The organism is Lacihabitans sp. LS3-19 (genome assembly GCF_024343575.1).
Classification (GTDB): Bacteria; Bacteroidota; Bacteroidia; order Cytophagales; family Spirosomataceae; genus Leadbetterella.
Window position 1 is genome coordinate 26,305 of record NZ_RJUA01000012.1, and the last position, 16,521, is coordinate 42,825.

12 protein-coding genes are annotated in these 16,521 nt (G+C 35.2%); 5 read left to right on the top strand and 7 right to left on the bottom strand.

Going from position 1 to position 16,521, the window contains the following annotated elements; genetic code table 11:
- Positions 1–18: 18 nt before the first annotated feature.
- The 3 genes from EGI22_RS10560 to EGI22_RS10570 form a co-directional block, all read right to left on the bottom strand.
- Entirely contained in the window at positions 19–1,032 is a 1,014-nt protein-coding gene (locus EGI22_RS10560; protein ID WP_255068306.1) for a zinc-binding alcohol dehydrogenase family protein, read from the bottom strand.
- Positions 1,033–1,231: 199 nt separating this feature from the next.
- Positions 1,232–2,746 carry a gluconokinase gene (locus EGI22_RS10565; protein ID WP_255068307.1) on the bottom strand — a complete coding sequence of 505 codons (1,515 nt, stop codon included), beginning with the start codon at positions 2,744–2,746 and terminating at the stop codon, positions 1,232–1,234.
- A gap of 2 nt (positions 2,747–2,748) precedes the next feature.
- Positions 2,749–3,624, bottom strand: a complete 876-nt coding sequence (locus EGI22_RS10570; protein WP_255068309.1) for an AraC family transcriptional regulator — start codon at positions 3,622–3,624, stop codon at positions 2,749–2,751.
- 189 nt (positions 3,625–3,813) lie between these two features.
- On the opposite strand from EGI22_RS10570, the gene EGI22_RS10575 reads away from it, so the two are divergent.
- The 5 genes from EGI22_RS10575 (at position 3,814) to EGI22_RS10595 (ending at position 11,998) form a co-directional block, all read left to right on the top strand.
- Entirely contained in the window at positions 3,814–6,963 is a 3,150-nt protein-coding gene (locus EGI22_RS10575) for a SusC/RagA family TonB-linked outer membrane protein (protein WP_255068310.1), read from the top strand.
- 13 nt (positions 6,964–6,976) lie between these two features.
- A complete protein-coding gene (locus EGI22_RS10580; RefSeq protein ID WP_255068311.1) occupies positions 6,977–8,494 on the top strand; it encodes a SusD/RagB family nutrient-binding outer membrane lipoprotein in 1,518 nt (505 codons plus the stop codon).
- Between the two features lie 68 nt (positions 8,495–8,562).
- Complete coding sequence (locus tag EGI22_RS10585) at positions 8,563–9,492, top strand: RraA family protein (protein WP_255068312.1); 930 nt, start codon at positions 8,563–8,565, stop codon at positions 9,490–9,492.
- Positions 9,493–9,531: 39 nt separating this feature from the next.
- Complete coding sequence (locus EGI22_RS10590; protein ID WP_255068314.1) at positions 9,532–11,031, top strand: mandelate racemase/muconate lactonizing enzyme family protein; 1,500 nt, start codon at positions 9,532–9,534, stop codon at positions 11,029–11,031.
- A gap of 40 nt (positions 11,032–11,071) precedes the next feature.
- Positions 11,072–11,998, top strand: a complete 927-nt coding sequence (locus EGI22_RS10595) for a bile acid:sodium symporter family protein (protein ID WP_255068316.1) — start codon at positions 11,072–11,074, stop codon at positions 11,996–11,998.
- Positions 11,999–12,097: 99 nt separating this feature from the next.
- Here EGI22_RS10595 and EGI22_RS10600 read toward each other — a convergent pair whose 3' ends face one another.
- The 4 genes from EGI22_RS10600 to EGI22_RS10615 all read right to left on the bottom strand — a co-directional run bounded on the left by EGI22_RS10600 (position 12,098) and on the right by EGI22_RS10615 (position 16,072).
- Entirely contained in the window at positions 12,098–13,372 is a 1,275-nt protein-coding gene (locus tag EGI22_RS10600) for a mandelate racemase/muconate lactonizing enzyme family protein (RefSeq protein WP_255068317.1), read from the bottom strand.
- Between the two features lie 60 nt (positions 13,373–13,432).
- Entirely contained in the window at positions 13,433–14,374 is a 942-nt protein-coding gene (locus tag EGI22_RS10605) for an RraA family protein (protein ID WP_255068318.1), read from the bottom strand.
- A gap of 1,341 nt (positions 14,375–15,715) precedes the next feature.
- Positions 15,716–15,841 (bottom strand): hypothetical protein, encoded by a 126-nt coding sequence (locus tag EGI22_RS10610; RefSeq protein WP_255068319.1) that lies wholly within the window; start codon positions 15,839–15,841, stop codon positions 15,716–15,718.
- 27 nt (positions 15,842–15,868) lie between these two features.
- Positions 15,869–16,072 carry a heavy-metal-associated domain-containing protein gene (locus tag EGI22_RS10615; protein WP_255068321.1) on the bottom strand — a complete coding sequence of 68 codons (204 nt, stop codon included), beginning with the start codon at positions 16,070–16,072 and terminating at the stop codon, positions 15,869–15,871.
- Between the last annotated feature and the right edge of the window lie 449 nt (positions 16,073–16,521).

The window sequence follows — 16,521 nt, forward strand, 5'->3', positions numbered from 1 at the left end:
AAAATTTCAAAAAAACAATTACAACTTAATCATCGCTTTTATAACGCCGTTTTTAGGATCTAACCAGTTTTCAAATTCATTGATCACTTCGTCAAACTTCACTCTATGCGTAATATAGTTTGTCGGATTTATTAGTTTTTTGTTTAGGCTATCAATCACATGTTCAAAGTCTGCTAGGGTCGCATTTCTGCTGCTCATCAAAATCGCCTCTCTTTTATGAAACTCAGGATGACTAAAAGCTATCTCTCCTTTTTGAAGGCCAATCATTACAAAGCGACCTCCATGAGCCAAATATTGAAAAGCATTATTTATAGCTTTTTGACTCCCAGTAGCATCTATTACCACAGTAGGCATATCGCCATTTGTGATTTCCATTAATTGCTCTTTCACATTATCTGAAAGGGCATTTATTATGAATGGAATCCCAAGCTTTTCTTTACAAAAAGACAAACGATGTTCGTTGATATCTAAAGCAATGACTTTCCCACCAGCAATTCTGGCAAATTCCATCGTACCTAAACCTATTGGACCTGCACCAATAACCAATACAAATTCATCTTTTTCTATAGCCGCTCGGCGAATTCCGTGAGCACCAATAGCCAAAGGTTCTACCAGAGCCAATTCGTCAAAACTTAGTCCGTTGCCATGTACAAGCGAACTGACAGGCACCGAAAGGTATTCGACCATTCCACCATCCACATGAACTCCACAAACTGCTATCTGGGTACAACAGTTGCTTTTTCCATTACGACATGCTATGCATTTGCCACAATTAAAATAAGGAATAAAGGTGACTGTTTCTCCTATTTCAAACCCTGCTCCACTTTCTATTTCGACCAAAATACCTGAAAGTTCGTGACCTAATATTCTCGGATAATTAAAAAAAGGCTGATTACCTTCGTAGGCATGAAGGTCGGTACCACAAATCCCTATACGCTTTATTTGAATAATTGCCTGCCCTGGTTCCAGATCAGGCTTTGCCTTATTTATATATTCAAATTCCCTCGGTTTATTACAGACTAATGCCTTCATTTATTTTTTTACTATTTTTAAATACTTGAATTTTTAGAAATTTTAAAATGTGTCAAATTTACACAAATATAAATACAAATTTTAACATTTAATATCATATAAATTATATTTCTAAATTTAAATTATTTGAAAAGAAATAGCAATCAATCCTTAAGAAGAATTTTATACTCATTCATAATACCCTTACAATTTTGAAATTTTAATGTTGCAATTGTTCAATCAATTCAAACTCTTCACGCATTTTAAGTGTAAGTCTTTCAAAAATATTAAATAGCTTTTTATATACTTCATTATTGGCCATATTGGGTTCAAAAACACTTTTCTCATTTATACTAAGGGCTGCTTCTTCAATGTTTTTGAAAACACCAGCGTCAATCATTCCAAGCAATGCCGCACCTTTGTTTACGTTCTCTACCTCGTCTGACAATTTCACTTTCTTGCCAAAAACGTCAGAAATAATTGAGGCACAGATGGGTAATGATGCATATTTCCCAGTAAGATGCAATTGGTCTATTTTCCTGTAATCTTCAAGGATTTTGCCTATGCTATAAATCTCGAAAATTACACCTTCTATGGTTGCTCTTAAAAAATGTTTTGATTCATGCTTAATATTAATTCCAAAATAACTTCCTCTCGCATTTGAATTCCAAATAGGTGCTCTTTCGCCTAACAGATAAGGTAGAAATAATAAACCATCTGAGCCAGATTTTACCAAAGTGGCTTCTTTGAATAAACCTTCCACTACATCTTCAAAATCATGTATAATTTTGTGGTTTCGAAAATGACTTGAAAACCATTCCAATACCACGCCTGCATTGTTTGTTGGCCCTCCAGAAATGTATATATCATCATCCAAAATGTAATTAAAAAAACGTTGATCATTGTCATTTATAAATTTATCGCCCGCCACCCTAACAGCACCGCTATAGGTTATAGAAATAGTAGCTTGGCCTTCCTTGAATACACCAGAGCCTAAAGTGGCTAAGCAACCATCTGTGCTGCCGACCAATACTTTGGTGTTTTTGGGTAAATTTAGAGCTTTAGCTATATTGGGTTTAAATTTTAAATCCGAATTGAAAACTGAAACTGCATCAGAAAAATAACTGGAGTCTATGCCTGAAATATAAAGTGACATTTCTTCCCATTTCTTTTCTTTTATATTAAAAAAACCAGTGGCAGAGGCCATACTATAATCTATAACATATTGATTTGTAAACTGATAGATTATATATTCTTTTAAAGAAATAAATTTACTGGCTTTTTTAAATCTTTCGGGTTGATTGTTTTTTATCCATTTAATTTTAGCCAATGGAGACATGGCATGAATCGGTGTTCCTGTGTTTTGATATATTTGATTTGCATATTCAGATTCCTTTATTAAATCTGCTTCTTTTTTTGCTCGATTATCTGACCAAATCATTGCATTACCAATTGGCACGCCTTTGTTATTAACAGGTAAAACACTGTGCATGGAAGCACTAAAAACTATTGTCTCAATTTTATAATTAGAGGGTAAAATTTGTTCGTTTATAAAATCTCTCAAAACAAAAAGTACCGTAACATATACATGCTCAGGGTCTTGCTCGCTATAGTCTGGATTTGGATAAAATATAGACAAAGATGCTTTTCTGAATGCAACTAATTTTCCTGAGAAATCATAAGCACATACTTTTACAGAAGAGGTGCTAATATCGATAGTTAATATACAGTCCATATTTATTTATTTTTTCTAATTAAGCCAGGCGTAAATCCTGTTAGTTTTTTAAAGGTTGTAGAGAAATGTTGAGATGAATAAAATCCGGTACCCAAGGCTATATCTGTTAAACTTTGATCTGTATTTTTCAAGAGCTTTATAGCCTCAGAAATCCTCAGATTTATCAGATAATTGAGCGGAGCAAACCCAGAAAAAGTTTTAAATTTTTCGGTAAATGTGGTGGTTCCCAAACCAATAATTGTTGCCATTTCTTCTACTGTCCATGGATGGGCTATATTTTCACGTAGTAGTTGGTCCAACTTATGAAAAGTTTGGGGGAAAATCCTACCCTTGTTTTCGGTATTGCTTAATTGCCTCGTGGTTTGTATCCAAATGTCATCTATAAGGTTGTTTACTTTAGCATTATACCCAATTTCATTCGCCATTATTTCATACTCCATCTTTTGAAGTATCTCTCCAAACTTTTTAAAATTAGGGATTAGAGATTTCATTTTTTGACAAATTACATTTCCCATTAACTTTTGCTCAGTGACACATATATTGCTCCAGTCTCCTAGGTTTAGTTCATTATCCTTACAATTGGTAATATCTAATGTTAAAACAGTGAAGGCACCAATTTCGAAACTCCCATTCAAACTACCAAAAATTTGATTAGGCCATATCATTACCACATCATTCGGAAAAACAGTATAGGTTTGGTTATCAATCGTCCAATAATACTTTCCGTCTGTTACATAAATAAATTTAAATTCAGTATTCTCATGCATCAAAAAAGAATTGGCCTTCAATGTTTGAACTTTCACTTTTGAAAACTCAACAATTTGGGGCCAAGGGGATATTTCTTGAGACTTACCTTTTAAATATGAAAATTGATTCATGTAGAAACTTCTGATAAATATTCCAACCTATGAGCATTTCTGTAAAAATAGTGCAATAAAATTATTATTATAAAAATAACCGCCGTTGATAATTGGAAGTTTTAACAAACTTCAGTGTGGATATTTGCTTTTGGTTAATAAAATAGTTTTTAACCTTTCATTTTATTCAATTAATTTAACCTTAGTTCTATGAAAAAAACACTACAATTTAATTTGTTACTTTTATTCGGAGTTTTTTTTGCCTCTCTAACTTTTGGGCAAAAAATAACTGGAAAAGTAACTTCAGAAAAAGATGGAAACTCCCTGCCAGGGGTTTCAGTTCAACTGAAAGGCTCTAAAACTGGAACTTCAACAGATGCTAATGGAGCTTATTCCATCGTTGCAACCCAGGGTGCTACACTGATTTTCAGTTATATTGGTTTTGAAACCAAGGAAGTAAACATTGGCAATAGAACTATTTTAGATATAAGTTTATCTGAGGACGTTTCGACGTTAAGTGAGGTGGTAGTAACGGCATTAGGTATTAAAAAAGATTCCAAAAAGTTGGGATATGCTACCTCCACTGTGAACGCTGAGGCACTTACGGAGAATCGCCAGCCCAACTTCATGAATGCTCTTCAAGGCAAGGTTGCGGGCGTTAACGTGCAATCGTTGGGCACTGGTCCTGGAGGTACTTCCAAAATCAGAATTAGAGGGCAGTCGTCTATTTCGGGACAAAACTCACCTTTGATTGTAATAAACGGTGTTCCTATTGACAATACAAACTTCGGTACAAATCCAAACAATTCTGGTTCAGACAATTCCATTGGTGTACGAGGTGGTGGAATGACATCTGACGGTGGTGATGGTCTTTCCTCTATAAATCCTGACGATATAGAAAGTATGACCATACTAAAAGGAGCTACTGCTGCAGCCCTTTATGGCTCTAGAGCCAAAGATGGTGTCATCATGATTACTACTAAAACTAAAGGTACTGGTAAAGGAATAGGTGTGACTTATAACATGAACTTCACCACTGAAAAAGCACTTGATTTCACAGACTACCAATACGAATATGGTCAAGGTGAAAACGGTGTAAGACCTACTTCAGCAAATCCTACCTCAGGACAATGGTCGTTTGGGGAAAAATTTGCTCCTGGCATGACCCAAGTTCTATTTGATGGGGTTACTGTTCCTTATGAGCCTGTCAGAAATCGTTATGATATTTTCTATAGACCTGGGCAAAACCTTACCAACACAGTTTCACTTTCTGGAGGAGATGCTAAAGGAGGATTTAATCTTTCCTTTTCAAATTTAGATGCAAAAGGAATCATCCCTAACAATAGTTTCAACAGAAAAACTGTAAATCTTGGTTTATCTTATGATATTTCTAAAAAATTGAGCTTTACAACTTCGCTAAACTATTCAAACGAATATAATAAAAACCCACCTAACATTGCCAATCAAGATAACTCTGTTCCAACATCAGTAGCAATAATGTCCAATTCAATGCCTTGGGATTTATTAGATGCAAAAAAATACGATGCTGCTGGAAACGAATTTGTTTATTCAAGATTTAGAAATAGAACAAATCCATATTTTACATTGGCTGAACAGTTTCATAATGTAAGACGTGATAGGATTTTTGGCAATATGTCTGCTAAATACAAAATAACAGATTGGTTAAGCCTTCAAGGACGTATTGGACAAGACTACTGGTCAAGAGACGAAGACTATAATAACTTCCCAACTGGCCAAGCCTCGCGAGGTCCTGCTCCAGCAGGTTTTGTGAATGGTGTCTACACCCAAGAGGCCAGGAGATTTAGAGAAATAAATAAAGATTTATTATTATCAGCCTCAAAAGTGTTTGGCGACTTTGGCTTAGATGTCAACTTAGGCGGAAACCAAATGTCAAGAAGAGCAGACCTAAACAGTGCTCAGGTAACAGACTTTGTAGTAAGAGACCTATACACTATAGCCAATGGCCGTGTAAAAGACCCTTACTATGATTTGCAAGAAAGAGCTGTAAATTCAGTATATGGCTCAGCTGAAGTTTCTTATAAAAATGTATTGTTTGTAAATGGTACTTTAAGAAACGACTGGTTTTCAACATTAGCTCCAGCTAATAGAAGTATCTTGTACCCATCTATATCAGGCAGCTTTGTATTTTCGCAAGCAATGGATTCTCCTCCTTCTTGGTTGAGTTTTGGTAAAATTAGACTTGCCTATGCTGAAGTTGGCTCTGATACCGATGTGTCGCCTTATTCTAACAACCTTTTTTACGGTATAAATGCAAATTTATTTGCTGGTCAACCAGTAGGTTCATCACAAGGCTCGACAGTGCCAAATGCTAACCTAAGACCAATGAGATCTTCTGAAAAAGAAGCTGGCGTAGAATTGAAGTTTTTCAATAATAGAGTTGGATTAGACTTTGCAACTTATGAAAAAATCACAACCGACCAGATCGTATCTGCTCAAATATCTGATGCTTCAGGTTTTACAAATACCCTTATAAATAGCGGACAAAGTAGAACAAGAGGTACTGAGTGGTTATTGAGTTTAAATCCTGTTCAAACTTCAAATTTCAGATGGGACATAAGCTTTAATGGTTCATATAACAAAACCAAACTTTTAAGTTTATTGACTGATACTCCAGGAGAAAGAATCACTACTGGAACACACGTGTTCAATGGTGAATTAAGACAAGTAGTAGGTGAAGAATTAGGTCAATTGTATGGCTTTGGGTTTAGAAGAGACGCAGCTGGAAACAAAATTTTTGGTGCCAATGGTATAGCTTTAAGGACTCCAGACCTCATTAGCTTCGGTTCTGCTTTGCCTAATTGGGTAGGTGGCATAACCAATAGTTTTACTTTTAAAGGTATTAGCCTATCAGCTTTGATTGACTTCAAATTGGGAGGAAATATGATGTCAGGCTCAAACTTTAACATGGTTCGTCACGGATTGCACCAAATGACAGTAGCTGGTAGAGATGTTGGTTACATAATTGGCGATGGAGTAAACGAGAAAGGAGAGGTTAATAGTGCAAAAGCACCGGTTCAAGCCTATTGGGAAGTTATACGTTCACAAGCTCTAATTGAGCCAATTATATATAATGCTGGCTTCTGGAAACTTCGTCAGGTTACTGCTGGATATGATTTCACCAAATTTTTACCTAAAAACATTCCGGTTAATGGTGTAAAACTCAACTTGGTAGCAAACAATGTACTGATGCTTAAAAAATGGGTTCCAAACATTGATCCAGATTCCTTCGGATACACTTCTGACAATATTGTCGGATTAGAATCCTCGGGCGTACCTACAACTCGTAGTATTGGATTTAATCTAAATGTTAAATTTTAAAATTAGAACTGTAATGAAAAAATTAATAAAATATATATTTCTAGTTATTGGCATTACAACGGTCTCATCGTGCGATGATGGATTTGATGAATTGAACACCAATAAAATAGCCGTTACTGCTATTGACCCTATTTTTATGCTAAATCAAGCATTGATTAGCACTTCTTACCCAACCGAAACCGCGGTTTTCGATATGGGCGTGGTACAACAAATTATTTCTCCCAATTCGGGTGTATTAACTGGAGCTAATTTTAACCAAGAAAACAGAGCCGTTTTTGGTCAATTATGGCCACAATATTTTCAGAATGTTATTCGCAATACCAAGATTGCCATTAAACTTTCTTCCGAACAAGAAAACCGTGGAAATCTGGTGCAAATGGCTCGGATAGTACAAGCTCATGCTTTTATGGTTTTGTCGGATCGTTATGGCGAAATTCCTTACTCCGAAGCCGGAATAGGATTTCTTGAAGGTGTTGTTTTGCCAACATATGACACGCAAGAGTTTATTTATAAAGACATTATAAAAGAACTTACTGAAGCTTCTGCTTCACTAAATGCAAGTGGAAAGTCTGAATCTGCAGATATTCTATACAAAGGAGATATTTCTAAATGGAAAAAATTAGGGTATTCGCTTTTGTTAAGAGCAGGAATGAGACTAAGCCAAGTGGACGCCGCAGCTGCGAAATCTGCAGTTTCTGCCGCATTTTCGGGTGGAGTTATGGCATCAAATGATGACAATTTTGCTATCGTTCATGATGCTAACTATCAGAATGCGATTGGTGGTATGTTAAATTCAACAGAAGCTAATAATTTCTTTATTCCAAAGCCATTTATTGATCAATTGAAAAATACCAATGATCCGCGTTTGGCAGCCATAGCAGTACGATATGTTGGGGCATCTTCAGGACCGGGTCAAACAGAAGCAGTAGCTAATCGAAATGCAGATGTTCAAATTGGAATCCCAATGGGTAATGACAACTCAGGAGCTATAGCCGCAGCCGTTAAAGATGGTTTGTCGAGTTTTTATGCTTATTCACAAATTGATAGAACCCGAATGGCTAAAAACACCGCTCCGATGTTTTTTGTAACTCATGCCCAAACTCAACTACTTATAGCAGAAGCTATTTCAAGAGGTTATTTAACGGGTAGTGCAGAAACCTATTTCAGCAACGGAATAAAAGCACACATGGATCAGATGGCACTTTTTTCAGCAGCTTCCGCAATTGAAAGTGAAAAAATTCAAAAATATATCAGCGATAATCCATTAAGCACAAATGCCTTAGAACAAATTGGAATTCAATATTGGATTGCTTCATTGATGAATGGCCCTGAAGCTTTTGCTAATTTTAGAAGAACTGGGTTTCCTAAATTGGTTGCAAATCCATATCCATTGAAGGATATCAAAGGTGATTTCATAAACAGAATAACCTATCCAAACTCAGAAATTTCCGTTAATTCTACTAACATTCAAGCTGCCATTGGTCGACAAGGTGCAGATAATTTAGACACCAAAGTTTGGTGGAATAAATAAAAATCCCTTAACTTAAATCTTCTTAGTGAAAACTAAGAAGATTTTTTTTTACCTTAAATAATTTTAACATGAAACTATCATTGAAGTTTACCTTCTTATTTATTTTTTTAGGGATAAATTATCTTTCTGCACAAAACATTCAATGGTCAAAAGAACAGATGCTCCTATTTACTTCTAACTGGAAAGGTGAACGTTTTTCTGATGGCAGACCTAAAGTTTCAGATGATCTAGTAAAAAGGCTTGCCAACATTTCTCTAGAAGAGGCTTGGGGAACGATGAAAAACGAAGGCTATAACAATCAGTTTGAGGGAGGTTGGCAGATTATTCACCCCGACAAAGTATTGGCAGGTAGGGTCCTAACTACACAGTACATGCCCTCTAGGCCAGATTTAGACAATCCCATCAAAGAAAAAGGTAAAACAGAAGGTAGACTAGGTTCACCTAACTCTTGGCCAATAGACCTTTTGCAAAATGGAGATGTATATGTGGCCGACGGTTATGGCAAAATCATAGACGGAACACTTATTGGTGATAATCTTGGAAACTCAATTTATGCCAAATCAAAAACTGGAGTTGTGTTTGACGGTGCTATCAGAGATTTGGAGGGATTAGAAAATATTGACGGTTTCGTTGGGTTTATACGCGGTGCAGACCCTTCTTATATAAAAGAAATGATGATGACATGTATCAATTGTCCCATCAGAATAGGTAGAGTTACGGTTTTTCCTGGGGATTTAGTCTTGGGCAAAAGAGAAGGTGTCATATTCATTCCAGCACATTTGGCCGAAAAAGTCATTATCAATTCAGAGTTTATTGCACTTAGAGATAAATTCGGTATTCAAAGACTAAAAGAAGGCAAATATACACCAGGTCAAATTGACCAAGCCTGGACTAAAGAAATAAAGGATGATTTTTTGAAATGGATCAATGATAACCCAAAACTCTTACCCATGACAAGAGCCGAGCTTGACAAATTTATGAAAGAAAGAAATTGGTAAATCTTAGCCTTATTTTATTCAACCTAAAACCTTAAATAGATGAAAACCAAAATATTAGACAGATTCAAATTTAATGGCTCAATACCTGAAGGACCAATTTTAGAAAAAACATCAAACTTAGAAATAAACCATACTGAGTCTAAAGGCGATAATCGAAGAGATTTTATTAAAAAATCTGCATTGGGTGGACTTTCTCTCGGAATGCTATTCGATGGTAATCCTTCAAAAGAAATAGAATTTTTAACCCAAAAAGTAAATCGCTCTAGTAATCCTTCGGACCTAAAAATAACTGATTTAAGAATTGCAGTAGTGACAAAAGCTCCTATGACTTGCCCAATTATTAGAATCGATACTAATCAAGGCATATCGGGTTATGGCGAAATAAGAGACGGGGCAAGTGCCAAATATGGTTTATTCTTAAAAAGTAGATTGTTAGGCAAAAATCCATGTACACCTGAAATGCTATTTAAAGACATCAAACAATTTGGCAATCACGGACGTGCTGCGGGTGGGGTTTGTGGGGTAGAAATGGCTCTGATGGATTTAGCTGGAAAAGCTTATGGCGTTCCTGCATATCAAATGCTTGGAGGAAAATACAGAGATTATATCAGGATTTATGGAGATACGCCAACAGTGCCGGACCCAATAGAGTTTGCCCAGAAAATGAAAGCAAGAAAAGATTTAGGTTTGACTTTTCTGAAAATGGATTTTGGTGTAGAGTTGTTAAAAAATCATCCAGGAACTGTAGTTGGAGGTTTAAATACTGACTATGCAAGACAATGGGGAAATGGAAATCCCAGTAAAGGAAATGCCCGAGGATATTCACAAACCAAACACCCTTTTACTGGAATTCAAATCACAGACAAGGGAATAGAAATTATAGCTAATTTTGTAGAAGAAACTCGTAAAGTAGTTGGGTACGATATTCCTTTAGCGGCAGATCATTTTGGACATTTTGGCGTTAATACTGCTATTCGATTAGGGAAAGCTTTAGAAAAATATCAATTGGCGTGGCTAGAGGATATGATTCCATGGTTTTACACTGATCAATGGAAACAGATTTCAGATGCTATTGAAACCCCTACCCTAACTGGCGAAGATATTTTCTTGAAAGAAGAATTTATTAAATTAATTGATAATAAAGCGGTTGATATGATTCAGCCTGATTTGGCTAGCTCAGGCGGATTGATTGAAACTAAAAAAATTGGAGACTATGCCGAAGAAAGAGGCATTCCGATGGCGATGCACTTTGCAGGCACACCAGTAAGTTTTATGGCAAATGTACATTGTGCAGCAGCTACCGAAAACTTTGTGGCACTTGAGCATCATAGTTTTGACGTGCCTTGGTGGGAAGATATGGTTACTGGAATTGAAAAACCGATTTTCAAAGATGGCTTCGTAAAGGTTCCAGATACCCCGGGCCTAGGTATCGAATTAAATGAAAAAGTAGTTAAAGAGCATTTAATGGCAGGAGAGTTGTATTTTGCACCTACAACTGAATGGGATAAAGTTGACAGTTGGGATAGATCTTGGTCATAAATAAAACATACTAATTTCTAAAAATCGAAAAATTTTCAATATGAAATTAAAAGACTATTGGTACAGCTTGAGCATAATCTTTCTGGTGATTTTAGGATATAATTTCCCAGAACAATTTTCTTCTATAAATGGAATAAAACTCAGCACATTTATAAAACCCGTTTTGCAAATCATCATGTTTGGAATGGGTGCGACAATGACTTTGGATGATTTTGTCGAAATTTTCAAATCACCAAAAAAGGTACTTATTGGCTTAATCGCCCAATTTTCTATAATGCCTTTTTTAGGCTTTGGACTGTCAAGAGCCTTTTCATTTCCTCCTGAAATCGCAGCTGGAATAGTACTGATTGGTTGTAGTCCAAGTGGATTGGCATCCAATGTAATGGCACTAATGGCTAAAGCAAATGTGGCACTTTCTATCACTATCACCACTATGGCTACCTTATTGGCTCCAATTTTTACTCCTTTTTTAATGAAAACGCTTGGAGGCAGCTTAATAGAAATCAATTTTTTAAATATGTTCTGGGATATGACCCAATTGGTCTTGTTGCCGATTTTTCTTGGATTAGTCATCAATAAGCTAATTCCAGGCATTGTTAAAAAATTAATTACATTTTTGCCAATTATATCTATGATTGGTATTGCATATATCATTTTGATAGTGACTGCAAGCGGAGCAAATTCCCTAAAAACAGTTGGACTTATATTGATCCTAGTGGTGTTTGTTCATAATATTTTTGGTTATTGCCTAGGGTATTACTCAGCAAAAATGTTAAAACTTAATGAAGCAGACGCTCGTGCCATAGCACTCGAAGTAGGAATGCAAAATGGTGGATTAGCATCAGCATTAGCCAACGAAATGGGCAAAATTGCTACTGTTGGAATAGCCCCAGCTATTTTTGGACCACTAATGAATATTACTGGCTCTACTTTAGCTAACTATTGGAGCAAAAAAACAGATATATAAAATTATAATTGTAAAAAAACATGCTAATTTCTTATTTAGCATGTTTTTTTGATATTTAATCTTTTGGAAATTCCTCTAGAATTTAATAAAAGAAATATTTTATTCAAAAAATGGTACTCCCGGAGCTGCATATTTTTTCATGGCTTCTTCATTTATTTCAACACCAATGCCAGGCACATCTCTAACTTTCAGAAAACCATTTTTCTCCACCATTTCTCCATCAAACTTCACGATTTCTTTAAACATCGGATCTTTATGAAAATAAATTTGCCATTCCATAATCATGAAATTGGGTACTGAAGCACATACATGAGCACAAGCCATCGCTCCTAAATAAGATGCAACCATGTGTGGTGCAAAAGGCACATAATACAGATTTGCTAAATTGGCTATTCTTTGGCCTTCGCCTAAACCTCCACATTTTTGCAAATCTGGCATAATGATATCCACCGCACCCATCTCAAGCAATGGTCTAAAACCTTGAGCAAGATAATGATTTTCACCTGCACAGATTGGTGTCGTCGTCGATTCCGTTATTTTTTTATAAGCATTTGCATTTTCAGCCGGAATGGGTTCCTCTAACCACATAAGATTTAAAGGTTCCAACATTTTAGCAATTTTCTCACCAGTAATGGCATCGTATCTGCCGTGCATATCAGCACAGATATCAATGTTTGGTCCTACTTCTTTTCGTGCTGCAGCCATTTGATCATACATTCTTTGCAATTCGGCTGGGCTCGCTGTCCAATTAAATCTATCATATTTATTTGGGTCATTGGCCTGATCTAAGTCAAATTTAACCGCAGTAAATCCCATATTCACAGCTTCTCTTGCTGCAACCGCAAAATCAGAGGGCTTTGGGAGTTGGTTTTGATACAAGGCCGTATCCATATATACTCTAATGGTATCTCTAAATTTACCTCCAAGTAATTGATAAACAGGAACTCCCAATGCCTTGCCTGCCACATCCCAAAGTGCAGTTTCGATAGCAGTAAGCACAGCGATGTACATTCCAGCCTGTGCACCTTCAAAAAATCCTGAGCGGCGTATGGTCTCAAAAAGTCGGTTTACATTCAATGGATTTTGACCTTTTATGCGTTTTGCCATCAGCTTTACCAAATGATAAGTACCAGGCGTGGCATCTACACCTTCGCCATGCCCAACAATATCTTGATTGGTATAAATTTTCACAAACAAACTATGCCCATCTCTAATATACCCTGCTTTGATATCAGTGATTTTCAAATCTGAAGGTGCCGAACTTTTGGGGGCTTTGTCGATAGCATTGGTATACTCACGGCCAAAACCAGCGAAAGGGCTCACAGCTAAAGCCGAACCAACGGCAGCTTTTTGGAAAAAATTTCTTCTGTTCACTGTATTTTAAATTTTGAGAGGAATGATTCCTCTTTATAGTTGAATAAATAAATACAAAAATTACCAAGTACGTTTTTTTAATATTTCTTGGATTTCGGCTGCCTCAACAGGCAAATCGTTGATATGTTCACGAAGCCATTGTGAGAAATCTTTCTCTATTTCATCTGACCAACGGGTGTCTATTTGCCCTGGCGTATATTTTTGCTCACGCAGCCTTTGGTGTCCAAACATATCACGAAGTCGAACTACTTCCGAAACCTTCACCACTTCTTCAGCCAAATGAGGAGGTATAAAAATAATTCCCCCTTCGCGACCAAGTACCACATCTCCAGGCATTACAGTAGCCTTTCCGATTCTGGTGGGTTGATTGATTCCAACCAATGTAGTATTTAGGGCACCCTTCGGGTCATTCAAGTGATGAGATGGATGATAGCTTCTGAAAAACGAAGTAAATCCACCAATTTCTTTCAAACCTGATAAATCTCTTATGGCACCGTCATATACAATTCCATTACCAGTTTTAGTATAAATAGAGTTGCCAAGATTGTCACCAATTGTTGGGCCATCTTCATAGGCTCCAAATTGGTCAACCACATAAACATCTCTTTTGGTCAACAAATCAATTGGCCATGCATTTTGAGATTTTATCCTGCCATCTTTTTCATGGCCTTTATCGTCTATCGCCGATTGGATATCTGGTCTTCCAGGTGTAAAAACGGCCGTTACTGCCCTACCCACCAAAACCGAATCTGGATTTATCAATTGCCAATCACCTTCAAATTGATGTTTGTAATTGTGGTTTCTAAGCACTGCCCAGGCCTCCTCAAGCGTAACTTTTTTCATGCGGTCAAGCAGCTTGTCTTCTACTTTGGGTCTGCCATCTGGAAAACGATCACCTTTCCATTCTCGGGTCAAAAGCAGTAAATAATCTTTGGAAATTTGTTGGGCAGTTGAGGCGTATGTACCAAACAGCATACATGCCAAGATTAGCTTTTTTTTCATTTTATTTAGGTTGAATTTTAAGATATAAAAATAAAAAACAATAAGTGTATTTCAAACATTTATTCAATTAAAATAAAGAGAGCTACTTTATTACAAGTGATTGATTTACAGTAAATTATATTAATTTAATCATTTTTATTCAAAAAATCAAATATGCCTAATTAAAAAAAGTAATTTGAAAAATAGACGATAAATTCATTTTAAAACCAAATTTTATGGAACTATTTAGAAATTAACTCCAAAATCGGACAATTTCTTAGCTAAAATGATGACAAAAAACATTTAGCTAAATATCTACAAAATAAATATTTGAAAAAAATTAATGCCTTTTGCCTTAAAGATTGGTTTTTTTTAAAGCAAAAATTAAACTTTAAATACTTAACATATATACTGAATTTTGACTGCTTAATACTAATCCAAAAGGATTTGTACTTTGAGTCCAAGTACAAAAATTTACGTTCGATTATATATGGGTCTGTTATTATTAAAATACATTTCTAGCTTCTAATAAGTGGCTTCTCAATATATATATTTTTGCGTTAAATAAATCTGATGATAGGTTTGTGCTACTATTAACATACTTATTAAGATGTTTTAAGAGCTATTTTGAATCATTTTTAATATTTCAATTACTAATTTTAGCTCAGAACCTCTCAATCTATTATAGCAAACTGCCTTAGTATTTTGCAATTGATTAGAAATAATCATTCCAATGTAAAATAAAAGCCCAACATTCAAAACTTTGAAAAATGGATTAGCAACTTTATATGTTTAACTTATTCAAAATAAATTCATTAAGCCCCTAAACCTCCCAATTCTGGGCAAAAATCAATAGTTAGAACCGTTCGGATCTTTCTATTAAAAATTTTAAAAAACTGCAACTAAAAAAAAAGCAATCATTTCTGGATACTTTTCTGTTTGTTGCCCTAATTTCTCCAAGCTACTGGTATAATTCTATGATTAAACATGTAAGTATATATAAATTAAATAGTTTGATTTCCTTAAGATAACTTTAAAAAGTAAAAAATCTTCAAATAGCAAAATATACTAGATTAAGTTTAATAGTATTTCCCGAGCTAGACATTCAAACTCAAAGTATTTCAATTGCTGTTTGTTTTCCCAATAATTGATTTAATTTATAAGTAGATATTCAGTTTTTATACCTGTCCTATTTCTCAGGAGTGGCATAACTATTTATATTTTTCATTCAATTAGTTTTTTCAAGCTAATACAAAGTAAAATTGTTTGTAAAATTATACAGATTGAGTCCCAGAAAGCACTTTTTCTGAAAAATAAAAGAATTCAAAGCCCAAGAATTACCGTGTATCATTTTCAGGTTGATTATTCTTCTGTATAATCTGTAACAGGCCCCGAATTCAAGAAGCCATAACCTCCGCCATCCAAATCACCAGAGGCATTATGTCTTTGTTTTACACTATCTACAGCACTATGATATGGCGAAGCCACGATATTATTTGGCTTAAGTTCTGATATTTAATACCCGGTATTTACAATTGCATTCTCCAATATTGCAATATCAAAAATCTCTTTTGAAGTGATCTGAACATGACTTTTTGCTGAGTCAATTTTTACTGAAATTACACCTTCAATATCAGCAAGTTTGTTTTGTAAAACTGCGGCTGATTCACCTGATTTCATGCCTATAACAAAGTATGTAGTTGAAATTAAATTTTCCATAGTTTTTTTTAAGAGGCCATTTAGAACAATAATTATTTTTTTTCAAGACGCTTTTTTCTCCTGATACTTCTCATTAGCAATCTTTCCAGAAGCTAATTGCTTTTATAAAATGTGGATCAGAAATTCTTTTTTCTTTCGCTGGTCCGGCAAATCGCAGATTGTAGCGAAAAACTAAAAGATAAGAATAATTCAAACGAACCACCAAACAAGGTGCATTGCTCAAATTGACATCCTTTTAGTATTATAAATTTAAAATCAGTTATTAATGAATGTTTCTCAAGAAGCTTATACAAATTTAGGACATAATAAATTGTTGGTATTATACAATTGTAGATAGTAGTTACATAATTCACACACTTAAGAATGTGTTGGTGGGAAAAATACGAATTCAATGAAAAATTGCACAAGAAAATAATTTACGCTTTATCCTATAAAACTGGCTTTTACAG